Origin of the sequence: Peribacillus simplex, assembly GCF_001578185.1 — a bacterium.
Classification (GTDB): Bacteria; Bacillota; Bacilli; order Bacillales; family DSM-1321; genus Peribacillus; species Peribacillus simplex_A.
This window is the reverse complement of record NZ_CP011008.1, coordinates 3,364,270-3,389,768: the sequence shown is the minus strand read 5'-3', so window position 1 is coordinate 3,389,768 and position 25,499 is coordinate 3,364,270. Positions and strand designations below refer to the sequence as shown.

General features: G+C 39.6%; 23 protein-coding genes and 1 riboswitch. Of the genes, 21 read left to right on the top strand and 2 right to left on the bottom strand.

The window, feature by feature from the left end:
• Window positions 1-16 precede the first annotated feature (16 nt).
• From UP17_RS15685 to UP17_RS15620, 14 genes are all read left to right on the top strand, one after another.
• On the top strand, window positions 17-892 hold the full coding sequence (locus tag UP17_RS15685; RefSeq protein WP_061463923.1) for a superoxide dismutase: 876 nt from the start codon (window positions 17-19) through the stop codon (window positions 890-892).
• A 439-nt stretch (window positions 893-1,331) separates the two neighbouring features.
• The gene (ahpC, locus tag UP17_RS15680) at window positions 1,332-1,895 is read left to right on the top strand and encodes an alkyl hydroperoxide reductase subunit C (protein ID WP_057217417.1); all 564 of its coding nucleotides are present in this window, start codon (window positions 1,332-1,334) and stop codon (window positions 1,893-1,895) included.
• Window positions 1,896-2,073: 178 nt separating this feature from the next.
• On the top strand, window positions 2,074-3,720 hold the full coding sequence (locus UP17_RS15675) for an FAD-dependent oxidoreductase (RefSeq protein WP_061463922.1): 1,647 nt from the start codon (window positions 2,074-2,076) through the stop codon (window positions 3,718-3,720).
• Between the two features lie 168 nt (window positions 3,721-3,888).
• Entirely contained in the window at window positions 3,889-5,049 is a 1,161-nt protein-coding gene (locus tag UP17_RS15670) for a D-alanyl-D-alanine carboxypeptidase family protein (RefSeq protein ID WP_061463921.1), read from the top strand.
• Complete coding sequence (locus UP17_RS15665; RefSeq protein WP_061463920.1) at window positions 5,042-5,635, top strand: nucleoside recognition domain-containing protein; 594 nt, start codon at window positions 5,042-5,044, stop codon at window positions 5,633-5,635. The genes UP17_RS15670 and UP17_RS15665 overlap by 8 nt, the downstream gene beginning before the upstream one ends.
• Window positions 5,636-5,648: 13 nt before the next feature.
• Complete coding sequence (locus UP17_RS15660) at window positions 5,649-6,176, top strand: spore maturation protein (protein ID WP_375166287.1); 528 nt, start codon at window positions 5,649-5,651, stop codon at window positions 6,174-6,176.
• Window positions 6,177-6,487: 311 nt separating this feature from the next.
• Window positions 6,488-7,228, top strand: a complete 741-nt coding sequence (gene rluB, locus UP17_RS15655; protein ID WP_061463918.1) for a 23S rRNA pseudouridine(2605) synthase RluB — start codon at window positions 6,488-6,490, stop codon at window positions 7,226-7,228.
• Window positions 7,229-7,436: 208 nt separating this feature from the next.
• Entirely contained in the window at window positions 7,437-7,967 is a 531-nt protein-coding gene (gene resA / locus UP17_RS15650; protein WP_061463917.1) for a thiol-disulfide oxidoreductase ResA, read from the top strand.
• An 18-nt stretch (window positions 7,968-7,985) separates the two neighbouring features.
• Complete coding sequence (gene resB / locus UP17_RS15645) at window positions 7,986-9,635, top strand: cytochrome c biogenesis protein ResB (protein WP_061463916.1); 1,650 nt, start codon at window positions 7,986-7,988, stop codon at window positions 9,633-9,635.
• Window positions 9,628-10,806, top strand: a complete 1,179-nt coding sequence (ccsB, locus tag UP17_RS15640) for a c-type cytochrome biogenesis protein CcsB (RefSeq protein ID WP_061463915.1) — start codon at window positions 9,628-9,630, stop codon at window positions 10,804-10,806. Before resB ends, ccsB begins: the two co-directional genes overlap by 8 nt.
• Window positions 10,807-11,099: 293 nt before the next feature.
• Window positions 11,100-11,816, top strand: a complete 717-nt coding sequence (locus tag UP17_RS15635) for a response regulator (protein WP_061463914.1) — start codon at window positions 11,100-11,102, stop codon at window positions 11,814-11,816.
• Complete coding sequence (locus tag UP17_RS15630) at window positions 11,813-13,606, top strand: ATP-binding protein (protein WP_061463913.1); 1,794 nt, start codon at window positions 11,813-11,815, stop codon at window positions 13,604-13,606. The genes UP17_RS15635 and UP17_RS15630 overlap by 4 nt, the downstream gene beginning before the upstream one ends.
• A 196-nt stretch (window positions 13,607-13,802) precedes the next feature.
• Window positions 13,803-14,384: an RNA polymerase sigma factor SigX gene (sigX, locus tag UP17_RS15625; RefSeq protein ID WP_081109019.1), complete on the top strand. Its 582-nt coding sequence runs from the start codon at window positions 13,803-13,805 to the stop codon at window positions 14,382-14,384.
• Window positions 14,350-15,567, top strand: coding sequence for a GerMN domain-containing protein (locus tag UP17_RS15620; RefSeq protein WP_061463912.1), 1,218 nt, complete (start codon window positions 14,350-14,352; stop codon window positions 15,565-15,567). Before sigX ends, UP17_RS15620 begins: the two co-directional genes overlap by 35 nt.
• Window positions 15,568-15,683: 116 nt before the next feature.
• Here the strand turns inward: UP17_RS15620 and serA are convergent, their stop codons facing one another.
• Window positions 15,684-17,258 carry a phosphoglycerate dehydrogenase gene (gene serA, locus UP17_RS15615; protein WP_061463911.1) on the bottom strand — a complete coding sequence of 525 codons (1,575 nt, stop codon included), beginning with the start codon at window positions 17,256-17,258 and terminating at the stop codon, window positions 15,684-15,686.
• Window positions 17,259-18,338: 1,080 nt separating this feature from the next.
• Window positions 18,339-18,475: riboswitch (FMN riboswitch) on the top strand.
• 166 nt (window positions 18,476-18,641) lie between these two features.
• Here serA and UP17_RS15605 point away from each other — a divergent pair.
• Entirely contained in the window at window positions 18,642-19,223 is a 582-nt protein-coding gene (locus tag UP17_RS15605) for an ECF transporter S component (RefSeq protein WP_061463910.1), read from the top strand.
• 137 nt (window positions 19,224-19,360) lie between these two features.
• On the opposite strand, the gene UP17_RS15600 is transcribed toward UP17_RS15605, so the two are convergent.
• On the bottom strand, window positions 19,361-19,609 hold the full coding sequence (locus UP17_RS15600; RefSeq protein ID WP_034308087.1) for a ferredoxin: 249 nt from the start codon (window positions 19,607-19,609) through the stop codon (window positions 19,361-19,363).
• A 289-nt stretch (window positions 19,610-19,898) separates the two neighbouring features.
• Here UP17_RS15600 and UP17_RS15595 point away from each other — a divergent pair, with 289 nt between their 5' ends.
• The 6 genes from UP17_RS15595 to UP17_RS15570 all read left to right on the top strand — a co-directional run bounded on the left by UP17_RS15595 (window position 19,899) and on the right by UP17_RS15570 (window position 25,437).
• Complete coding sequence (locus UP17_RS15595) at window positions 19,899-20,963, top strand: YpbB family protein (protein ID WP_061463909.1); 1,065 nt, start codon at window positions 19,899-19,901, stop codon at window positions 20,961-20,963.
• Window positions 20,963-22,474, top strand: coding sequence for a RecQ family ATP-dependent DNA helicase (locus tag UP17_RS15590; RefSeq protein ID WP_061463908.1), 1,512 nt, complete (start codon window positions 20,963-20,965; stop codon window positions 22,472-22,474). The genes UP17_RS15595 and UP17_RS15590 overlap by 1 nt, the downstream gene beginning before the upstream one ends.
• Window positions 22,464-23,090: a CPBP family intramembrane glutamic endopeptidase gene (locus tag UP17_RS15585; RefSeq protein ID WP_061463907.1), complete on the top strand. Its 627-nt coding sequence runs from the start codon at window positions 22,464-22,466 to the stop codon at window positions 23,088-23,090. Before UP17_RS15590 ends, UP17_RS15585 begins: the two co-directional genes overlap by 11 nt.
• Window positions 23,068-23,922 (top strand): LysM peptidoglycan-binding domain-containing protein, encoded by an 855-nt coding sequence (locus UP17_RS15580; RefSeq protein ID WP_061463906.1) that lies wholly within the window; start codon window positions 23,068-23,070, stop codon window positions 23,920-23,922. Before UP17_RS15585 ends, UP17_RS15580 begins: the two co-directional genes overlap by 23 nt.
• A 140-nt stretch (window positions 23,923-24,062) precedes the next feature.
• On the top strand, window positions 24,063-24,521 hold the full coding sequence (locus tag UP17_RS15575) for a YpbF family protein (protein WP_061463905.1): 459 nt from the start codon (window positions 24,063-24,065) through the stop codon (window positions 24,519-24,521).
• Window positions 24,522-24,621: 100 nt separating this feature from the next.
• Window positions 24,622-25,437: a metallophosphoesterase gene (locus UP17_RS15570; RefSeq protein ID WP_061463904.1), complete on the top strand. Its 816-nt coding sequence runs from the start codon at window positions 24,622-24,624 to the stop codon at window positions 25,435-25,437.
• Window positions 25,438-25,499: the final 62 nt, after the last annotated feature.

Sequence of the window (25,499 nt, the reverse complement as noted above, 5' to 3'; positions counted from 1 at the left end):
AAGAGGAGGTTCGAAGATGTCTGATGTAGAAGAGTATGCAAAAGACGTAAGTGAATGGGTTGATGGAGTCATGGAATATCTTGAGAAGATCGATATCACCGATTCGCAATTGTTGTCAAATATTGAACGACTTTCCCAGTTGACAAAAGATTTGAATGAGGAAGAAATGGATGATGAGGATATGGTCCTGATTGAGGAAGAGATGGCACGGGTCTACGAAGAAATTGAAGAACTCGCTAGAGAATTCAGTATACAGGAAAGGCAATCAGTGCCGATTGGGAGGCATACACTTCCGCCATTACCTTATGCCTATGAAGCGTTGGAACCGACGATTTCAAGGGAAATCATGTATCTGCACCATGATAAGCATCATCAAGCATATGTCGATGGGCTGAATAAAGCGGAATTGATGATGCAAAAAGCGAGGGAGAGGAAAGATTTTTCCTTGTTGAAGCATTGGGAAAAGGAAGCAGCTTTTCATGGGTCAGGCCATTATCTCCATACGCTGTTTTGGGAAGTGATGATTCCAGGAGGAGGCGGACAGCCAAAGGGAGATTTACTTAAACAGATTGAGAAGGATTTTGGAAGCTTTGCAGCGTTTAAAAGTCATTTTAGTGAAGCGGCCAAACAGGTAGTAGGTGTTGGCTGGGCGATTTTAGTCTGGGTTCCACGTGCGCGGCGGCTAGAAATACTTCAATCCGAATTGCATATGTTGTTGACCCAGTGGGATACGATCCCGATTCTTGTTCTTGATGTATGGGAACATGCTTATTACCTGCAATATAAAAATAATCGGGCAGGGTATGTGGACAAATGGTGGGACGTTGTAAACTGGCCGCAAACAGCGGTAAGGTTCACAGAAGCGAAGAAGCTTATTTGGAAAAAACAATAATTGATAAAATAAAGAAATGTCTAAGGAAAACCAATTCGCAGACGAGCCGTGATGGTTCGTTTTTTTTGTCAGAAAATCCTGTATTAAGAATCTTTTAGGGAAAATATGGCAATGATATAAAGGAATGACTGACAATTTTATTTGAAATGGCCATTGATTCTCATTTGAATATTTTTATTTGATTGGAAAGGGGATGATATCAATTTCCGAAATAATGAGCATGTGTCTTGTTTTTAACCTTGAAATAACATTTAAAATGTGTTAAAAAGGCGATTTTGAAGTGCCATGGGTTTTTTAAAATAATTAATTTATATCAATATAAAAACTGTGACTAATTTGTGAACTTGAAAATTATTAAGGTATATTTATTGACTAATTTCTATTTAATAATTATTATAAATAGGAGCATATAAAAAAATAGCTATTGGAGGAATTTATTATGTCATTGATCAATAAACAAGTTGAAGATTTTAAAGTACAAGCTTACCATGCAGGAGAATTCAAAGAAGTTACACTTGAAGATGTTAAAGGAAAATGGGCAGTATTCTTTTTCTATCCAGCTGACTTCTCATTCGTATGTCCAACTGAATTAGCTGATCTTCAAGATAACTATGAAACATTCAAGGAAATTGGTTGTGAAGTTTACTCAGTTTCAACAGATACTCATTTCAGCCACAAAGGCTGGGCTGATGCTACTGATACAATCGGTAAAATTCAATATCCAATGTTAGCTGACCCAGCAAACGTTTTATCCCGTCAATTCGGTGTATTAATCGAAGAGGATGGATTGGCTCTACGCGGAACTTTCATCGTAAATCCAGAAGGACAAATTAAAGCATACGAAGTTAATGACTTAGGGATTGGCCGTAATGCAGAAGAACTTGTGAGAAAAGTTCAAGCTGCACAATTCGTAGCAGAACACGGAGATAAAGTTTGCCCTGCAAAATGGACTCCAGGTGAAGCTACTCTTGAACCAAGCCTAGACCTTGTAGGTAAACTTTAATTTTTAATGGGATGATCCATTTCTTTGATTAATGGATATATCCAGCAATTGATTACGATTACTGGAACAATTCGTCCGAACAGATCTAATGACAAAAGGCACTTACCTAAAATAAGTGCCTTTTGTTTTTCAAAATAATCAGTTTAGCACGCATTTTCTTTCAGCAAGGAGAACAAATATGAAAAAAATATATGATTTATTAATTATTGGCGGCGGTCCTGCAGGCCTCTCAGCGGGCGTTTATGCAGGAAGAGCTAAACTAAAGACAATAATTCTTGAAAAAGGAACTGGCGGCGGACAAGCTGCAACTACATCGGAAATAGCCAATTATCCTGGTATCCGCCATATTTCGGGTCCAAGGTTAGTTGAAGAAATGAAGCTTCAAAATGAAGATTTTGGCGTGGAATTCGCTAAAGCCGATGTAACGGGCGTGGATTTCTCCGGTGAGGTAAAAGTCGTTAAAACCCTTGGTGGGGACTACCAGGCCCGCGCCGTCATCATTGCAACGGGTGCTACTCCAAGAACATTGGGCTTTCCGGGTGAAGAGGAATTCACTGGACGCGGTGTAGCTTATTGTTCAACTTGTGATGGCGAATTCTTTGAAGGGTTGGAAGTTTTCGTTATCGGGGCAGGGTATGCAGCCGCTGAAGAAGCTATATTCCTGACACGCTTTGCTACAAAAGTTACAATCATCGCCCGGGAATCAAGCTTCTCGTGTGCCCCGTCCATCGTTGATAAAGTGATGGCAAATGATAAGATTGAAGTGAAATTCAATACGGAGATCCTTGGGGTATATGGGGACGGGATGATTCAAAGTGCCCGTTTCATCAATAACGAGACTAAAGAAGAATTTGAATATAAGGCGAAGGAAGAAGACAGTACGTTTGGAGTATTCGTTTTCATTGGTTACGAGCCGAAAACAGAGATTTTCACTGGCCATATCGAAATGGACCATGCTGGTTACATTCTCACGGATGATGATATGAATACTAATGTGAAGGGTGTATATGCGGCGGGCGACCTAAGGCCAAAATCTTTGCGCCAGATTATCACCGCTGTATCTGACGGTGCGATTGCAGCAACGGATGCCGGCAAATATATTGCTGAAGAAAAAGATCGTTTAGGCATCAAAGATGAACCTGAAGTTGAAAAACCGGCGAAAAAAGAACAGGCCGCTGTCCCAGCAGGAAAGAGCGCTTTATTAAGTGATGCGTTACGTGGCCAACTGAAGGGAATCTTCGGCAAGATGGAGAGCGACGTTACATTGGTGTCCATCGTCGATGAAAGTTTGCCAAAATCAGTCGAATTGCGAGACTTCTTGTTGGATGTTGCGGAATTAGGAGATAATCTTCATCTTGAGTTATACAACAAGGGGGAAAATACGGAAATTGAAGCAAAAATCAATGCAGATAAGTTCCCAGTTGTTTCCCTCTTAAATTCAAATGGTGAATACAGCGGCGTCAAATACCACGGTGTACCAGGCGGCCATGAGCTGAATTCCTTCATCTTGGCTATCTATAACCTGGCCGGACCAGGTCAGGCATTGGATTCAGCCGTATTGAATTCAATTAAGGGAATCAGTAAAAAAGCGAACATTAAGGTTATGGTTTCATTGGCATGTCACTACTGTCCAGACGTTGTAGTGGGTGCACAGCGCATAGCGATTGAAAACCCTAACGTTGAAGCTGAAATGGTCGATATAAGCAATTTCCAGGAAATTAAGAAGAAATATAAAGTCATGAGCGTGCCGGCTATGATCATCAATGATGAAGAAGTGGTATTCGGCGCTAAGAAAATAGATGAAATCGCTGCATTATTAGTATGATAGAACACTAAATCGATAGGGGACTGTCCTCCTATCGATTTTTTTATTTATTGGATATGCTCTTTGAAAATATGGAGATATCATGAAGGTTTACATTCTTTTTATTCATAACCCTTGTCCATTTGCATAAACTTGTACAAAAACAAGTAAAGAGACGAGGGGGCACTTATGCGTTTTTCATATAAAGGGTTATCAAGTTTGTGTATCGTCATTCTCCTGTTGTCTTTTATGGCACCCTTACAAAGCGCCAAAGCAAAGGTTTCCGTAAGTGCCCATAGTGCGATTTTAATGGATGAGGATAGCGGAAGGGTCATTTATGAAGTGAATGCCCATGAAAAGAATCGTATAGCAAGCATTACGAAAATAATGACGGCTATCTTGGCTATTGAATCGGGACTAATGGATGAAAAAGTGAAGGTGAGCAGTACTGCCTTCGGGACGGAGGGATCATCCCTTTATTTAAAAGAAGGTGAAAGAATTAAGCTCGAAGATTTGGTTTATGGCTTGATGCTTCGTTCAGGCAATGATGCAGCAGTCGCAATCAGTGAAAAGGTTGGCGGAAGCCTGGATGGATTCGTCTGGATGATGAATCAAAAGGCGGAAGAAATCGGGATGAAAAATACTCATTTTTCAAATCCACATGGTTTGGATAATACGAAAAATCATTATTCAACCGCATATGATATGGCCATACTCACTCGTTATGCCATGCAAAATGAAACGTATGCCAAGATTGCCGGCACAAAGGAACATAGGGCACCTAATTCCACAGAACAATGGGATTATGTATGGAAAAACAAAAATCGCCTACTTACACAATTATATGAGTATTGCACAGGGGGGAAAACAGGGTATACCAAACTAGCAAAACGTACCTTGGTCACGACGGCAACAAAAAACGGGCATGACCTGATTGCTGTGACATTGAATGGTCCGGATGATTGGAATGATCATATTCAAATGTACGAAGCCGCCTTTAAGGATTATAAGCCAACAGAAATTTTACCTGAAGGCATGGTAAAGAATATGGAAAATAAAATATATAAAGGGCATGTGTACATTAAAAAGGATTTTTCATACCCACTAACAAAAGAAGAGACAAAGTTGGTCAATGTGAAAATGAAATTGTTGAAGCCTCAGAAGGATTGGAAAGATAAAAGGAAAATCCCGGAAGTGGTCGGCAGGGCATCCATCTATCTCGATGGAAAGAAAATAGGTACGCGTTCAATTTTTTATGGGGAATCAAAAGAAAGCTTCAAGCAACAATCGTTCCAATCATCATGGGCCGAGGTATTTGAAGCGGTATTGGGAATCGAACGGAATGGTTAATTACATTTGGGTTGGGATGTTTGTGATCGGTATTGTATTTGGCATGATTAATGGGACCATGGATCAGGTGAATAAAGCTCTTTTTGTCAGTGCAAAGGAAGCGGTAACCCTTTGTCTGGGACTGATGAGCATTCTTGTCTTTTGGCTGGGTTTGATGAAAATAGCGGAAGAATCGGGACTGCTTGATAAACTATCCAACTTGTTCAAGCCATTCATGAGATGGCTGTTCCCTGAAGTGCCGCCTAATCATCCGGCTATGGGATATATCCTTTCGAATATGATGGCAAACACATTCGGTTTAGGAAATGCAGCTACACCTCTTGGTATTAAAGCCATGGAGCAGCTAAAGAAACTAAATGGAGGAAAAGCAACGGTAAGCCGCTCGATGGTCACTTTTTTAGCGATCAATACCTCAAGCGTAACGTTGATTCCGACGACTGTTATTGCAATCCGCATGAATTACGATGCCCACTCCCCGACGGACATCGTTTTCCCGACCATAATAGCAACAGCCATTTCTGCCGTTGGAGGAATCGCGATAGACCGATATTTTTATTACAGGAGAAAGAGAAGCGGGAGGGAATAGGATGTTGCACTGGATGACCACCATATCAATTTGGATGATACCGATTTTGATCCTCTGTATATTACTGTACGGTACATTGAAAAGGATTCCCACCTATGAGACCTTCGTCGAGGGTGGGAAAGAAGGGATCAACATGTCCTTTTCCCTCATCCCTTTCCTGGTAGGCATGCTTGTGGCGATTTCGGTATTTAGGGCATCAGGGGCATTGGACTTCATTGTACAATTATTAAACCCATTGCTTTCCTTTCTTCATTTTCCGTCTGAGGTTTTACCCCTTGCGATTATTAGACCAATATCCGGAACAGCCGCTTTAGGCATGACCAGCGACCTTATATCGGTTTATGGACCGGATTCATTCGTTGGACGCTTGGCTGCCACGATTCAGGGAAGTACAGACACCACATTCTACGTATTGACCGTTTATTTTGGAGCGGTCGGGATCAAAAAAATGGGTGATGCCCTTAAGGTCGGTCTTTTGGCGGACCTGATCGGAATCATAGCTGCCGTTATCGTTGTCACACTAGTTTTCGGAATGAAGTAAAAGGAAGGAAATGGGCATCCCATTTCTTTTTTTTGTCTTTTTCTTAAACTAACGGCTATGATGGGCTATCGATTTTAAATGGGGTCCAAACTTTCATCTAAAAGAAACATTTTTTTGTATGGAAAAATAAGCTATGTTACACTCATTATGGAAACTAGACCATTTAACAGTCTCATTATTAGTGTATTGATAAAAGAAAAGCTCTTAATCGCGAAAAACCTTTTGTTTTTGCCTCTCTATATGTAATAATTGTATGATTGTGTATGTATAGACAATAACAAACGAATGATTATACTATGGGGTGAAGATAGATGGAACGATTACAAAAGGTGATAGCACATGCTGGACTGGCTTCCCGCCGTAAAGCAGAAGAGTTGATTTTAGAAGGCAAGGTAAAAGTGAACGGCAAAGTAGTGAAGGAATTAGGCGTGAAGGTGGGTCCTAATGATAAGGTTCAGGTTAATGAAGTCCCGCTTGAAAAAGAAGCTCCTGTTTATTTCCTATTCTATAAACCGCGCGGTGTCATTTCGGCAGTTTCGGATGATAAGAATAGAAAAGTCGTAACGGACTATTTCCCTTACATCAATGAGCGGATTTATCCAGTTGGCCGCTTGGATTACGATACTTCAGGTTTGTTGATTTTAACCAATGACGGAGAATTTGCAAACACGTTAATGCATCCGAAGCATGAAGTGGATAAAGTGTATGTTGCAAAAGTAAAAGGGATGCCTTTGCGTGAAAGCTTGAAAAAGCTGGATAAAGGTATCAAATTGGAGGATGGCAAGACTGCTCCAGCCAAGACTAGGGTATTGTCTACCGACAAAAAAAAGGAAACGGCCATTGTTGAAATCACAATACATGAAGGCAGGAATAGACAAGTCCGCAGGATGTTTGAAGCAATCGGCCATCCCGTCATAAAATTGAAGAGGGAACAATATGGTTTCTTGACTTTGGACGGGTTAACAGCAGGAGATTCCAGGGAACTGACTCCACATGAAGTTAAATTAATGAGGACTTTAGCATCGACCGAACCTAAACAGCGGAGAATGTAAAAAAGAATATTTCCTTTATTAATAGGTTGAAACCACTACCCCATTCTTCCTCTGGAAGAATGGGTGGTGGAAAACAACCTGTAAATACCTTTTCTTTCATGAATCGGGAATGAATGTCACAAAACCTTCAGAAATTTAAATAAAATGGGCATGGTGTTGAATGGTATAATGGTATGGTTAAATTTAGTGTGGCATTAGGAGGATCTCTATGGATAAGAAGAAGCGACGCCTAATAAGCAGGACCATCATTCTTCTGCTTTTAGGTGCAGCTTTAGTGTTTGCCCTTTATACGAACTTCACTAAAGATAAGAATGAAAGTCTGAGAAAAGGATCAGATGCACCCAATTTCGTTTTGACTGATATGGAAGGCAAAGAGCATAAACTTTCTGAATACAAAGGAAAAGGCGTCTTCCTGAACTTTTGGGGTACATATTGTAAGCCGTGTGAATATGAAATGCCTTATATGGAAAATCAATATAAAAACTTTAAGGACCAGGGCGTTGAGATATTAGCGGTCAATGTCGGGGAATCTGACTATGCTGTCAATAATTTTATTACAAAGCATAATCTTACCTTTCCAGTCATGATCGATAAAGGCAGGGAAGTGGAAAATGCCTATCGCGTGGATATTTTGCCAGTTACCTTTTTGGTCGATAAAGAGGGGAAAGTAGTAGATATCATCACCGGAGCTTTGACAGAAGAGAGCATCCAAAAGCATATGGAGAGAATTAAACCATAATATTGGGGAGTTTTTGACATGAAAGAAGTAAAATGCGATTGCGGTCATGTAAATCCGTTTGGCACAAAGATTTGTGGGAAATGCGGGATGGTCCTTGGTAACGAAAAAGAAAACAAGCTTATTGATATGCGATATGAAGGAACTGCCAGGCGTTCACAAACATATAAAAAAACGATCATCGATAAAATATGGAACTTCTTTTCTTCCGTTAAGGTAGGGGTGACGCTCATTGTCATTGCCTTGGTCGCTTCAGCTATCGGGACGATCTTACCCCAGGAAATGTATATACCTTCAACCGCGACGCCTGCAGAACATTATGAACTGGAATACGGCTGGTTCGGGAAGGTGTATTATGAACTCGGGTTCCATAATTTATATAGTTCATGGTGGTATTTGATTATCATAGGCATGCTGGGCACATCACTCCTGATTGCCAGTATCGATCGTTTTTTTCCATTATATCGATCGTTAAAAAAACAAGGGGTCACACGTCATGACGGTTTCATGAAGCGTCAGAGGCTTTATGGAGTGACAAAGCTTGAAGACCAAGATATAAACCTTGAAGAAGTAAAGAATAGATTAAAAAGGCAGCGTTATCATATTCGCGAGGAAAACGGTCATATACTTGCCGAAAAGGGGCGTTTTTCACGTTGGGGACCCTATGTAAATCATATTGGACTTATCATTTTCTTAATTGGAGCATTATTGCGTTCTGTCCCCGGGATGTATATCGACAAAGTACTTTGGCTACGGGAAGGTGAGAGAAAAGAAATCCCGGGTACAAATGGTGAATACTATCTTCAGAATAATGAATTCACCTTAGAGGTGTATGACAAAGGAAATGAAGAAGATGAACAATACAGTGCTGCAATAGATAAAACCGGTACGATAGCCAAAACCTATCAATCTGATGTTACGCTCTATGAGCGCAAGGGAGAATCAATACCAGGGGAAAAGGTGGATCTTGATAAGGTAAAAGATTATAAAATCAAAGTCAATGAACCTCTGAAATATGATCATTATGCCCTTTACCAAGTAGATTATAAACTTAATGAGCTCAGTACGATGGCTTTTAATTTAATAAATAAAAAAACCGAGGAGAAATATGGCAGCTTAAAGGTTGATTTGAATAATCCTCAAAAGAAATACGAGTTGAAGGAAGGATATTCTGTTGATTTGATCAGTTACTTCCCTGATTTCGAATTCGATGATAAAGGTGTACCTAGAACGATATCGAAGATTCCGAATAATCCAGCATTTATCTTTAAAATGCATACTCCGGATAAGCCAGAGGGTGAAGTCAGTTTCGTTGCGATTAAAGAGACTGTGGAGCCTTTAGGGGAAAACACTTATAAAATGGCTTTTAATGGTGTGGAAACCCAAGATGTCACGGCTTTGACCGTAAGGAAGGATTTAACGCTTTGGATCCTATTCACAGGTGGAATCATTTTCATGATAGGCGTTGTCCAAGGCTCTTATTGGAATCACCGGAGAATTTGGATTAAGAGGAAAGATGATGAGATATTAATGGCCGGCCATACAAACAAAAACTGGCACGGTATTAAAAGAGATATAAAACAAGCGATAGAATCAACATCACTTTCCGAACCGATTGATCAACTTGAAGATGAGAAATCTTCTAGTAAGGGGGAAGTTTTAAATGGCTGAATTAAGCAGTAACTTTTTATATGCAGCTTTCTTATTATATCTTGTCGCTACCTTTTTATTTGGGGGATCGATCAAGGATAAACGCGGAGCCGAAGAAAAGAAACAAAACAAATGGGCTAAACTGGGCATTTTCATCACCATTCTCGGTTTCACGGCGCAAATTGGGTATTTCATCACTAGATGGATTGCTGCCGGCCATGCCCCGGTAAGTAACCTGTTTGAATTTACGACCTTTTTCGGAATGATGCTGGTCGGTGCTTTCATATTAATATATTACCTTTATAAAACACCTGCCCTTGGGCTATTCGCTTTACCGATTGCGTTATTGATAATCGCATATGCAAGTATGTTCCCTACAGAAATTTCGCCACTCATTCCTGCTTTGCAGAGCGATTGGCTTCATATTCATGTAACGACTGCAGCGGCAGGACAGTCGATCCTTGCCATAAGTTTCGTTACTGCCATCATTTATTTAATCAAATTCGTCGATCAGACACAATCAAGCAAAAGAACGTTCTGGCTTGAAGGCATCATGTTCACATTAGTCTGCACCATCGGATTCGTCATCATCACTTCTTCTTTTGCTGCGATGGATTATCAGGCGAAGTTTGATTGGGTCGATAAACATGGTGCTGAGGTTAAACAGGAATTCAATCTCCCGGCGTTAGTGGGTCCAAATGAAGGGAAACTAATCGAGACGGATCGATTTGAACCACTTATGGACATGCCTCCACTGATCAATGCCAAGAAACTGAATACTGTACTTTGGTCATTCGGTATGGGGCTTGTCTTGTATGGTTTAATAAGGTTGATTGCTCGCAAAAGAGTGGCAGCATTGATTAAACCGATCGTTAAAAATGTGAATTTAAATTTATTGGACGAGATTAGTTATCGTTCGGTCCTTATCGGTTTTCCGATTTTTACACTCGGTGCCCTTATTTTTGCAATGATCTGGGCTCAAGTGGCCTGGACACGATTCTGGGGCTGGGATCCGAAAGAGGTCTGGGCACTTGTTACTTGGTTGTTTTATGCAGCTTTCTTGCATCTGCGCATGTCAAAGGGATGGCAAGGGGAAAAATCAGCTTGGCTTGCCGTCATCGGTTTTGCCATCATAATGTTTAACTTGATATTCGTCAATCTTGTTATTGCTGGTTTGCATTCATATGCTTGATTCTGTATTGTAATATTTAGATGAAGGGGGTCTTTTGATAGAAACGTCGAGGAGTTGGCTTATCGATTTTTCTAGAGAATGATCCCTTTTTCAGTCATAACCATTAATAAGGATATTTCGGTGAAAGCATTTATGAACTTTTAGTGAGCGGTCGAAGTCTTTTTTTGTGACAAAATGGTGAAAGGTTCATGGAAGCCATGCAAAATCGGCTCTTTATCGTACTTTGTAAGGAAAAAGTATTAGTCATGGAAGTTTTCATTTTGTAGAATATATGATAGGAGGCTGATTACATAATGTATAATGCTATAAAAATTCTCGTGGTGGATGATGAGGAAAGAATCCGCCGGCTGCTGAAGATGTATTTGGAAAGGGAAGAATACATGATCGATGAAGCGGAAAATGGAGATATGGCTTTAACAAAAGCCCTTGAAAATGATTATGATTTAATTTTATTGGATATTATGATGCCTGGTAAAGATGGAATCGAAGTTTGCCGTGAATTAAGGGAGAAGAAAACGACACCTATTATCATGCTGACTGCTAAAGGGGAAGAAGTGAACCGCGTTCAAGGGTTCGAAGTGGGTACCGATGATTATATCGTAAAGCCGTTCAGTCCTCGTGAAGTCGTGTTAAGGGTAAAAGCTTTATTACGTCGCTCTTCAAGCACGAGTTACATGCAGACGGAAACAACGGCAAAAGATGTGATCGTCTTCTCACATCTAACGATCGATAATGATGCCCACCGTGTACTTGCTGATAGCAAAGAGGTTTCTTTAACACCAAAAGAATATGAATTATTATATTTCTTAGCGAAATCCCCCGATAAAGTTTTCGATAGAGAGCAATTGTTAAAAGAAGTGTGGCACTATGAATTCTTTGGAGATCTTCGAACTGTAGACACGCATGTTAAACGCTTACGTGAAAAATTAAACCGCATATCCGAAAACGCAGCCAAGATGATTGTCACTGTTTGGGGTGTAGGTTACAAGTTCGAAGTCATTAATGACTGATGCTATGGGGCAGTGTTGTTGGGAAGCTATGGGCAACGATCCTATTGCTCGTGTCGTTTGTATTAATCGTTTTAACCGTTCTGCTGGTCGAATTCTTTCAGAACTTCCAAATTGAAAATATTGAAAATAATTTAACCAAAACGGCTGAACAAATCATTAAGGTAACCAATGACCATCAAGGATCTAACAATGAGGTTTTACAAATAGCTTCGGAATTAATAGGCAACGAAACGAAAATGATTATTCTTAACGATGAAAAAATGGTATTCTCATCCATCGGAGGAGAAAAGGAGTTTGAAATCACGGCGGAATTCATTAAGAATGATCCCGAATTGCTCAAGGTTTTTACGGATAGAAAGACAGTCAAAAAGGAAATCGCATTATCCGATGATGCGGGTAAAGAGGAATTATCCGCAATTGTTGTAGGGATTCCACTTGAATTGAATGGGGAACAGGATGAAGTTTTCTTATTTCAATCGTTGGAATCCATGGAAGAAACCACAAAGTCCACTACACAGTTCATTTTATTGGCAGCGGGCATCGCCATCATATTGACAACGATTTTTGCTTTCTTTTTATCTACAAGAATCAATGCCCCATTGGTGAAGATGAGGGAAGCCGCGCTAGCGATTGCCCGGGGAAAATTTGATACAAAGGTTCCTATCTTGACTCAAGATGAGATTGGTGAGTTGGCCATAGCGTTTAATCAGATGAGAAAGCAACTGAAATTCAATATGAATGCACTTAGTCAGGAAAAAGAACATCTCTCAAGCATTCTTAGCAGTATGGCTGATGGGGTCATTACCTTCAATAAAGATGGCACAATCCTTGAAACGAATCCGCCAGCGGAAAGGTTTCTGCAATCCTGGTACTTTGAGAAAGGCTATAACCGGGAGGATAACGTGAATGTCCCCTTGGTTTTGATGAATCTTTTTGATGAATCAGAGTCCTTCGATAAGGAGCGAGTCGGTGAAATTACCTTGCAAGGCCGTGATTGGGGTTTGATTGTCAGCCCGCTATATACAAATGCCGACAATATCCGGGGAGCGGTGGCCATCATACGGGATATGAGTGATGAAAGACGTATGGACAAACTTAGGACGGATTTCATAGCGAATGTCTCCCATGAGTTAAGAACGCCAATTTCTATGTTGCAAGGATATAGTGAAGCGATCGTAGATGACATTGCGAGCAGTGAAGAGGAAAAGGTGGAAATGGCCCGAATCATCTATGATGAATCTTTGAGAATGGGACGTTTAGTCAATGACCTGCTTGATCTGGCTAAATTGGAATCGGGAAAAATGAACCTTAGCTTTGAATGTGTGCCTATATCTCCTTATTTAAAGCGGATAACAAGTAAGTTTTCCGGACTTGCCAAAGAAAAGGGGATCACAATATCAGCCAGTCTTCAAGACAATGAAATCGAATGGCAATTTGACCCTGACCGGATTGAACAGGTTTTGACTAATTTAATTGATAATGCGATTCGTCATACTCCTTCAGGCGGTAACATTGATGTCATCCAGAGGACTAGTGATCGAAGGGGTCTGATCATTGATGTGAGGGACTCTGGATCAGGTATTCCCGAAGAGGATTTACCTTTTGTATTCGAGAGGTTTTATAAAGCGGATAAAGCAAGGACCCGCGGCAGATCAGGTACCGGATTGGGTTTGGCAATCGTAAAAAATATAATCAATGCCCATGACGGCTACATTTCGGTAAACAGTTTACCTAATAAAGGGACAACGTTCAGTTTTATCCTGCCTCGAATTATGGAAAATGCTGAATGAATGACGGGTAGCTTGCCAATAAATCTTGTTTCATACAAAACTGTGAAGACAAAGGCAATTGGATTCATTTCCAACTTGTCTTTGTTTTTTTTTAGGAGAAAGATGAGAAGCCTCGGATATGTGGCAATTTACGGAATTTTATAATAAGATTAAAGCCGAAGTATGTAACTTTTATTTAGGAATGACGACTATATTTATGAACGGATGTGGGGAAATGAAGGATTCCGTTTTCCACGATCTTTATGAAAAATATCATCAGGAAATTTATCAATTCATTTATTATATGACTAAAAATCGTGAAACGGCTGAGGACCTTGTTCAGGAGGTCTATATCCGGGTATTGAAGGCCTATGAACGCTTCGAAGGAAAAAGCAGTGAAAAAACGTGGATTTATTCGATTGCAAGAAATGTGACAATTGATTTTTTTCGGAAACAAAAAGGGTGGAAAGACAAAATCTTCCCTAACTTTGATTGGGATAGGCAATTGATTAAAGATACACAGCCCATTCCGGAAGAAGTGGCTATCATGAACGACGATATCCAAGATATTTATCAATGCTTAAACCGGTGTACCACGAATCAAAGATCCGTCATCATTTTACGATATATTCAGAGCATGTCCATTACGGAAACTGCTGAAGTATTAAATTGGAGTGAAAGTAAGGTAAAAACGACCCAGCACCGTGCTTTAAAGGCAATCAAAAAATTGATGGAAGATTCATCAGGGAAGGAGGGCCACCGCATTGAGAAAATCCCGTTGGAAAGAAAGCGAAATTGAAGACATGCTGCGCGAACTTCCAAAATTAAAAGATGACCGAACAAAGGCAGAGGTGTTTGCGGGAATACATGATAAAAAGAGAAAGAAACACTGGATGCCTCTAATTGCGGGTGTTACCTCCTTATTCTTATTGGTTGCTTTTGCGTCATCATTAATTATTGGGAAAAAAGGAACTACAAGTCAAGAGGAGACCGGCAGTAATGGGAAATTTTCCATTTCTGAAAATAAGGAAATGACAGAACATGAACGGCAGGGTATCAAAGAAGATACATCAGAAGATAAACAGGATAATCAAGAGTTTTTGGGTAAGCGAGTGGAAATTGAATCTAACGACGAGGTTTCAGAAATAGAACCATTAAAAGGTGAAAAGGAAAAAACTTTTGTACATGCGATTTATCAAGACGACCTGAAAAATGCTTCGTTCATTACCATGGGTATACCGGATGATCAAATGAATTTCATCGTTCCCATCTCAATAAAACTCAAACATAATGACGAATCGAATACACTGAATCGGTTAGTTAACCAAATGTCCGATATCGATGAAGAGCAATATGGGCTATTTGACTATTTTCCGCTTGATATAAAGATTAGCCAAGGAAAAGATATGAACACTGCTAATATTGACTTTCGAAAAAACAGCCGGCTATTGGATGATGATACACTTTTTCTCCACTCGATGGAAGAAACGCTTTCCTATAATAATATAGAGAAGATGACTTTTTCTACAGGTGGTAAGCAAGGTGCAATGTTTGCACATGCAGGATTTTTAAAGGAGGCGGATATTCCTCATCAAAAAAAACGCACATACCTTCTTTACCAAAGAGATGAATCCTCTCCAAGGTTTCTTGTTCCAAGCAATCTGGATTATCAGGACTTCGAAGAGGCGCTTCAAGCTGGAAAAGGGAAGCCGGACATTGAGGGAATATCACCTGCAATCCCGGATGACCTGAATTGGGAAAGTATACGTTCAAAAGGAGATCTTGTGATCATTAATCTATCAGATCAAGCTGCTATTGAAAATAGCAAGGAATCCCTTCAAGCTTTAGAAGCCATTCTCTTCATTGCTAAGGATTTTGGTTTTGAAAAAGTGAAATTCGAAAATGCCCCTATTGAAGAGGTAGGCCAGCTGAATTTAACTGAAGACATAGTGGTGCCCAAAGCACCGAACCAAGTCAATTGATGCAGGGAGTTAGGCTAAATGATGGGGAGAAGTACATGTAATGGTGCTGAAAAGAACGTACATAATAAACACCCTAAAAGAAAAGTGCCCGCGCATGACGGGCACTTTTTTTCTTCTTATAATGAAATACGGGCCATGAACGTAATATCATCTATTTCCATTAAAAATTGTTTCATGTTGTCCTCTAAGGGTTCATCAAAGCTCAGAACCATGATGGCTTCCCCGCCAGCTTTTTTACGACCTACCTGCATTGTGGCGATATTCACTCCGTGGTCACCAAGGATCTTACCTACGTTACCAATAACACCAGGTTTATCGGTATGCTGGATATAAAGTAAATTCGATTCCGGATGAAAGTCGATTTTGAAATCATTCAAACTAACAATTCGAGAACCGTAATTTTCGATATAAGTTCCACTGATTGTTAATTCACGGTTGTCACCTTTTACTTTAAGGCTGATCAAGTTAGAGTACCCTAAAGAGTCCGTAGAGATTTTTTCACCAACTGTGATGCCACGCTCTTTTGCGATCAGCAGGGCATTCACTTCATTGACGGCTGCATCAACTCTTGATTTGAAGAAACCTGAGATCAGACTTTTTGTCAGAATCGCTGTATCGAAGTCCAATGATTCTCCAGCATACGTAACGGAGATTTCCTGAATTCCTTCTTTCATGCACTGAGAAGCAATGGATCCCATTTGCTGAACAAGTTGATAGAATGGTTGTACCTTTTCAAAGACTTCTTTAGAAATGGCTGGAAGGTTGATGGAACTTGAGACTGGATTTCCTTCGAAATAGGTCAATACTTCTTGGGCAACCTGTACGGCCACATTTAATTGGGCCTCTTTCGTAGATGCACCTAGATGAGGTGTAGCTATGACGCTATCCAGTTCAAGCAGTTTATGGCCAAGTGGAGGTTCTTCGACGAAAACGTCCAGTGCCGCTCCGGCAACATGTCCTTCAACTATCGCTTCATATAAGTCATCTTCATCCAGAATACCGCCACGGGCGCAGTTCAGTACATATATGCCTTTTTTACAGGTAAGCAGTTTTTCTTTATTGATCAATCCTCTAGTTTCATTCGTTAGGGGAGTATGCACAGTAATGATGTCTGCTTTAGGAAGCAATTCATCTAAGGGCAGGGATGTAACGGACATTTTCTTTGCACGATCGGCAGTAAGGAACGGATCGTAGACAATGACATCCATACCAAATACTTTAGCACGTTTGGCAATTTCCCCTCCGATACGTCCAAAGCCGACTATACCCAATGTTTTGCCGCGAAGTTCCGTTCCTGTATATGAAGAACGTTTCCACTCCCCATTCTTTAATGAAGCATAAGCTTGCGGAATATGTCGCATCATGGAAGCCATCATCGCAAATGTATGTTCTGCTGTTGAAATGGTATTTCCGTCGGGTGCATTAACCACGACAATTCCGCGTTTTGTCGCTGCGGGGATGTCTATGTTATCGACGCCGACACCAGCGCGTGCTATGATTTTCAACTGCGGCATACGGTTCATTAAATCTTCCGTTACCTTCGTTGCACTTCTTACAAGTATTGCATCAATCCGATCAAGTTCATTTGCCGCTTCCTCTACTGTCTTCTGAATAAGAAGAATATGGGATGCCTCTGATAGCGGTCCGAGTCCTTCTGGTTTGATGGCATCTGCCACTAAAATCCGATACATGCTAAACACCTTCCTAGGGGAGAATAATTATCTTAAATTTCAGTTAATTTTACAATTGAAATGGTAATTATGTCAATTTGACTTAAATGGATGTAAGCGCTTAAAACAATAATTATCATCCTGATCGTGTATGGAAGGCCGCCATAATATTGGCTTCCTCATCGATTGCTAAAAAAGAAAAATTATTTACATTATTCCGAATTATCATTTTGTATATCCAATTATTGTTTTAAACCTTTTAATCTATAAATGGACATTCACCATGACGATAGATATTCATTCTAACTGTATGTAACAGATGCTCAAAACCACTGGTAAGCCCAAAGTGGATTACTGGACCAAAGATAAAGTAAGTAAGTCTTAGCGGATTTGAGTACCGTAACAAGATGATCTTCATATTGGCTTCGAATGCGGCAAGGTGAACTCATGGCATTGCGTAAGAGAAATGTAAGATCTTTGGTCCCACTAATCAAATTGGCGGTCAGACAGGAAGTATAGCGATTTATAATGCGGATCAACAGAAGAAACAGAAAAAACTACTGGAGCGATTAAAACGCGTTGTCAGCCGATTGCCTAAAAGAAAAGGCCTCTGATCAAAGAAAGATACATGCAGGAGGAATCGGATTATTAAAAACTAGCTGTATTTAAAATAAGGAGATTTTAAAATGGGGCTTATAAACAGAAACGAATATCCCGAGGTGCTTGAACCAAAAGAGATTCAAGAAATGCTTAAGATAGGAAGAAGACAAACATATGAGTTATTAGCCAATGCTCGTTATAGAGTACTATAGGTCGGTAGGAATAATAAAATACCCAAGCATGTCTTTTTTAATTGGTTTGGAGCAAATGAAAAAAGGTTAAAGGCGGAAATTTATTTCTTGCTTTTTTAAATGTGCATGATAAAATCAAATAAATTAAGTGGTGGAGAAACGGTAGGTTTTTGGTAGGAAACTTGGTTGGAATAGCGGGTTTTCAAAGGGGATTAGTGGAAACACATTAAATCGCCTATACGAATAAACTGCTGATACAAAGCTACTTAACGCACCTTTCGGAAACGAAAGGAAACTAAAAATTTTATAGGTCTATCTTCGGGGCGGGGTGCAATTCCCCACCGGCGGTGATGAAGGAAGTTCTCCTTCTAAGCCCGCGAGCCTTACGGGGCAGGATTTGGTGTGATTCCAAAGCCGACAGTATAGTCTGGATGGGAGAAGATGGAGGTTCCTGAGTGCGTTTCAACAGTCATTTGCTGATACGTTTGTTTGATGTAACCTTTAATTTATCCCTTTAATTCTATTGGAATTAAAGGTTTTTTTATTGAGCATCGACATCATTAAGGAACACTAACCTCTTTTCAGGTAGATCGGAAAAGAAGGAGAGAGAACTATGAAAAAGAATAAAGTGAAAAAAACGGTCACACTGGCAATGATGGGAAGCATTTCTTATTTATTGATGCTTTTGAATTTTCCGTTTCCAGGATTTCCACCTTTTCTGAATGTTGATTTTAGCGACATACCAGCATTGATGGCGGCATTGATTTTTGGTCCTATGGCAGGAATTCTAGTTGAATTCCTTAAAAACCTATTGGATTTAGTCATGACAGGGACCTTGACAGCTGTACCTGTGGGGCATATTGCTAACTTTATAGCTGGAATACTGTTTGTCTTGCCAACTTATTATGTATTTCAGAAAATCAATTCAAAAAAAGGGATGACGTTCGCTTTACTTGCGGGAACAGTTTCCATGGCAGTATTTATGAGTGTTTTAAACTATTATGTCTTTTTACCGGCTTATACCTTCTTTATGGGATGGGATGCAATGTCGGCACCCGAATCAAGAAAGCTAATCACGACGGCAATCTTGCCTTTCAATGTAATTAAAGGCGTGCTTATAACATCAGTATTCATGTTGTTGTTCATTAAATTACAGGCATGGATCAATAAGCAAACATTATATAAAAATGCTTAATGGCATATAAGATAGAAACATAAAAACAACCGATATCCAAATTCGGTTGTTTTTTATGTCCGTTTAATTTGGCAGGGGAAGATGCAATGAAATTGACCAAAAAAAAAGCCATTCTCAATTGAAAATGGCTTGTATCTTTATTCGAATTTTAGTGCATCCCCGTCAAATGCCTCATCAGCAACTTTAATAGAATCCGTTGGACATCCTTCAAATGCATCCATCATGTCATCTATAAGTACATCTGGAATTTCAACGATTCCCTCGTTATCGTCAAGGGTAACAAATGCAATCCCTTCGTCATCATAATCATATATATCTGGTGCTGCTGCTCCGCAAGCGCCACAAGCGATGCATGTTTCTTTATCCACAATAGTAAATTTAGCCATGAATATAACCCCTCCTAAGTTGATAGACAACTGATAATCTTTTTATTTCAGATTATTATCTCTTTCTTATTGTAAGACCGAATGCCAAACTTTTCAATAGAAATTGTATTGATAATAACTATCATGTAGCAGGATGTCAACGAAAATCATCGAATAATTAACATGGCCCTTTCCATGATGCGTCATTTAGTCACATAATTTTCCTTGTATTCATCAATAATAACGGCGATTTTTGCATTTTTTTGTTACAATAGGTTTATTGGATAAATGAAACAAGGATGTGAGTCCCATGAAAAATTATCTACAGGCAATCATTCTATATGCGATAAAAAAATTTCAAGGTGAACGTTCCATTTATGCTATATACCATATGCTTCAGGGGAAAAAGTCGTCACAAACAATCCAGGATGCCCATTTATTCGGGTTGACGAATATATTTGGGACAATACCACGATTTACCCGTCAGCAGTTAAATCAAAACATTGAACAGTTCCTTGACCATGAATACATAAATTTAACGGATAAATCAGATGCATTTGAAATTAGTATGCAAGGTGAGGGGATGTTAGTCGATTACTTCAATGATAATCCTTTTCCGAATTTTATAAATGGTTGGAAGTATCACAATATCACCCCGGTTTTCTGGGGAAGGTTAAACTTACTCATTCAAACCATATCCCATATTGTCCACAATGAAAGACGTTTTTATCCGATACAAAGAAATCCCAAAATCCAATTTTTCGTAAAGGAATTTTTACAAGCCAATCGTCAGGACCGAGAGTTGATTGCGCAACATCTATATGAAGAACTGATATCCCTTTTAGAAAGTCAAAGTGATTTGAAACGAGATGTTTTCATTATGAAATTAACTGGGACAAACAGGATTGGGCTTACGTTTGAACAGATTGCAAAAAGGAAAGATCTAGAAGAAGAGTTTATCCGCTTTACTTTCCTTGACTCGTTGCATCAAATGCTTTCTGAAATGGAAACGGGAACGGGTTACCCCCTTTTGTCAACGTTGATCTATGATTGGCAAGGGGGTGAAAATCCTCATTTGACACAATCTACACAAACTACTTTACGATACATCCAAGAAGGGAAAAACCTTGGGGAAATAGCTGAGGTCCGCCGATTGAAAGTCAACACCATTGAGGATCACCTAGTCGAAATTGTCCTATCGGATAAAAGTTTTCCGATTGCCGATTATGTGTCTCTCGACGATGAGAGGGAAATTGCAGCCGCTATTAATGAACTTGGTACGAAAAAGCTTAAGGCTATCAAGCAGATGGTCGATAATAAACAGATAAGCTTTTTCCAAATCAGGCTTGTACTTGCGAAAATAGGTGATGGATGATGAATATAGAACGTGTCCTAAAAGAAAAATTTGGATTTGATGAATTTCGTCCTGGACAAAAAGAAGTGATCGAATCATTGATGTCCGGACGTCATACATTAGCGATGCTACCCACCGGATCCGGTAAATCATTGTGTTATCAGCTGCCGGCTTACCTTTTAAATAAGACTGTCCTAATTGTCTCCCCATTATTATCATTAATGCAGGATCAGGCAGATCAGCTGAAGATGAGTGGCGAAAAAAGCGTATTGACCCTCAATTCTTTTTTGACGCTAAATCAAAAAAGGAAAGCTCTCGATCGATTACATAGTTATCGTTTTATCTTTTTATCTCCTGAAATGCTAAGTCTTGAGAGTGTACTAAAATCCTTGAAATCGATAGAAATCGGTTTGTTCGTCATAGATGAGGCACACTGTATCTCACAATGGGGTTACGATTTCCGTCCGGATTATTTGAATTTAGGAGAAGTGAGGCGTGAGTTGAAAAATCCGTTGACGCTTGCCCTGACAGCAACTGCAACCACTGAAGTCCGAAGGGACATCGTAAGTAAACTCGAAATTGGTCAAGCCGAAGAAATCGTCTCATCTGTTGATCGGGAAAATATTGCAATAATTGTCGAGCGCCTGATCAGTTACGATGAAAAGCTATCCCGTGTACTGGAGCTTGTCAGGAAATTGACAGGGAGCGGTATTATTTATTTTTCATCTAAAAAGGTTGCGGAATCGGTCACTGGTTTTTTACAGGAAAACGGGATTGACAGTGTCAATTATTATCACGGTGGCATGGAACAGGAACAAAGGATGCTCATTCAGCAGCAATTCATTTCTGGTCAGTTGAAAATTATATGTGCAACAAGTGCTTTTGGCATGGGTGTAAATAAATCGGATGTCAGATACGTTATCCATTTTCATATGCCATCCACGATGGAAGCATATCTTCAGGAGATAGGCAGGGCGGGACGAGATCGGAAACAAAGTGTCGCTGTCTTATTATATTGCGAAGGGGATGAAGGGCTTCCCTTGCGTTTGATGGAACAACAGTTACCTACGGATATGCAAATCGAGGGTGTTTGTTCTTTCCTTAATGCTTCACAAAAGGGTTTGGCGAATTTCACCCTATCAGAAAAAGAACAGCTGTCTCAATCTTTTTCTTTGAACGATATCCAACTTCGATTTTTTTCCCAGCTCATTAATGGAACTAAAAATCCTTTGGACCAAATGTCAGAAATGAAAGAGTATTGCCAAAAGAGGAAATCCGGTAATCAAGAAAAGCTGCATAAATTCCTTCATTGGTTATATGCACGTGAATGTCGCCGTATAGGGATACTGCACTACTTTGAAGAAAAGCAGCGAGTAGTGAACCCCATTTGCTGTGATATCTGTGGGATGGATGCCGAAAAAATGGCTGATGTATGGCCGGAAGTTAAGGTTGATCCAGTTAATCCCTTTTCCACGTGGAAAAATGAATTGGCTTTAATCTTATTAAAGAAGGAAAATGGGAATGAAAAATAAGCAAGCTGAATTAATTAAACAACTAACAGACAAGCAGTTGCTATATAATTTGTTTCTTACACAAATTATTCTCTTAACGTTAGCCGCTTTTTTAGGTATTATTTTATTTGAGGACCGTTCCGCTTTTTTCGACTTATTTATCTTTGATGACCTGAATATTTTGCTGATTGGAATACCCGCTGGAGTCATTGTCTTGTTATTTGACATTTTATTGATGAAAGTGACACCATCTTCCTATCAGGATGATGGTGGTATTAACGAACGCATTTTCAGTAACTTGTCATACCAGATGATTTTTGTCGTTGCTTTAGTGGTAGCGATAAGCGAAGAATTATTATTTCGTGGAGTGTTGCAAACACATTTGGGATTGCTATGGACGAGCCTGATTTTTGCAGTCGTTCATTATCGTTACCTTTTTAATTGGTTTTTATTTTTAAATGTTTTGGTTTTGAGCTTCTTTATCGGATTTCTATTTGAAATGACTAATAATATCATCGTGACGATTACGGCCCACTTTTTGATTGACTTTATCCTTGGTGTTCTAATCAGGAGCAAAAAGCAAAGAGGGTTGAGCAAGAAAGGGGGTGACTTGAATGAGCCGAGTCCAAAAGAATGAAAAAGAAAACGACCAGGCTGGTGAACTTCGTTCGCGAATGGAACGTCAGAAGGCTAAGTCATCATTGCCCAAGCGCAGTAAAGTCCACCAGAATAAAAAGAAAAAAAGTAAAGTGAAGATTAAGTTTCCAATGATACAATTATTAGCGTTATTTTTTATTTTGCTTCCAATTGGATTTTACAGCCTTTATACATATCTTCAGCATAGACCTGTACAGGATACAAAAAGTGACCAAGTCGTTATTGATGAAAATAAGGGAGACGAGGATAAAGAAACGATTCCAACTACAGCAACTGCAGCTGATTTAAAGGAAAAGAAAGAGAAAGCGTCGGCAAAGGCTGAAGCGGAGAAAGAAAAAAAAGAAAAAGAAGAAGCTGAAGCTAAAGCTAAAGCTAAAGCTAAAGCTAAAGCTGAGGAAGAAGAAAAGCGGAAAGCCGCAAAAGAGGAGCAAGCAAAGAAAAAGGCAGAAGAAAAGGCAAAAGCACAGCAAGTAGCAGAAGAAAAGGCAAAAGCACAGCAAGTAGCAGAAGAAAAGGCAAAAGCACAGCAAATAGCTGACGAAAAAGCAAAAGCACAGCAAATAGCTGATGAAAAAGCAAAGAGGGAAGCAGCCGAAAAGAAAGCGACAGCCGAACGCGTTCAAGACGCGAAACCGAATAAAGATGATTACAAGGTTCTCTTACATACTGTACAAGGTGAGGAAACATTATTCCGCATTTCCATGAACTACTACAAATCACAGGAAGGCATTGCCCTTATCAGGGAGTGGAATGGGCTGAATGGCAATGAAATCTCCAAGGGTCAGGTGTTAAAAATACCGATCAAGAAATAATGATGGCACCCTGTCTTTAGAGGCAGGGTGTTTTTGTTAAATGTTTGGCTTGTTTTTAGTATGTAAACTTGACAGGTACTTTATCATTTTTTCCTGGACAGCTTCATATCATGATTTGTAAGAGTAGAGGAGGAAATGCGATGGAATCGACAATCATTTTATTGGATGAAAAAACGGATCAAGCAACAAAACAAATGCTTCAGAATGTTGTGGGTCGAAAAAAAAAGTTCGAGGCTCTTAAAAAGAAGCATCTTCAAAGCTTGTGGGCAACCATGATTGTTGCTGCCCTTTTTTTGGTTTATCTTTATTTTTATATCGTTGTACCTTATTCCTATTCCTTTTTTAGTATGTTTAGTGTTTTCGTCGACCATTTTAGCCATTTCCTTTTTTTGGCGGCCGCCATTGGCCTATATGGATATATGGTATTAATTAAAAAAAAGCTTGATAAAGCAGAAAAGGAGTTTCAGCTTCTTCGCTGCGAAATTATTAATAAAAGCAAGCAATTATGGGAAAAAGAGGAAGAATGGAAAAATCGACATAAAGTGTTTGAAATGATGAAAAAAAATTATGATATTAACTTATATCATGAAAATAAATGAATGATCACGTTAAAAATCATATTTGATTGCGAGTAATTTTGTTTTATGGTTATATGAAGGTAACTCTTGGGATTAGGATGGAAAGAAGGTTTAACGAAGGATGTTATTGGTATCTGGATTACTATTAGTCATCATTTTACTGATAGTTGCCACGATCATTTATATGTGGCGTACGGCTAAGCAAGATAGGCTGATTTTTCAAGATTTATATTTCAAAGACTTTCCTGAAGGGTTTGGCGATATGCGGATTTTCTTCATATCCGATCTTCATCGACGGATCATATCGGATAAATTAATTGAGGGTGCCCGTGACAAGGCAGATTTGGTAATCATAGGCGGGGACATAAGGGAAAGAGGGGTCCCCATAGAACGTGTGGAAAAAAATATATTAAAATTAAAAGAACTTGGTCCCCTTTATTTTGTTTGGGGTAATAATGATTATGAAGGAGACTTCCATGAACTGGATGCGACTCTTTTGAAACATGGTGTGAAAATCCTTGATAATACAGCTGTTTCTTTTGAGTCTCATAATGGCAGCAAAATCGCTCTTCTGGGCATTGATGATATATCAGAAGAACGTGATAGGCTTGACCTTGCCCTGTCGGATTGCGGGAATGAAGATTTTCGGATTTTGGTGAGCCATAATCCATTGGTCAAGAAACAGTTGACTCCGGAACACCGTATTAGTCTTGTCCTGTCCGGTCACACGCATGGCGGACAGATCCGCCTATTCGGATTAGGGCCCTATAAGATAGGCAGCATTAAAAAGGAGGGGGAGTGTTTGTTTATGACGAGTAATGGTTATGGGACAAGCACAGTCCCTTTAAGGCTTGAAGCTAAGCCGGAAACGCATCTATTCAACCTGAAAAGGGGGACGAGCACGGAGGTGGGCGAAGCGGTGGAGAAGACCTATTAAGCTGCTTTTAATCTAGCATATCTGGATTTTACAGACTTAAAATAATCAACTATAATTTCAAC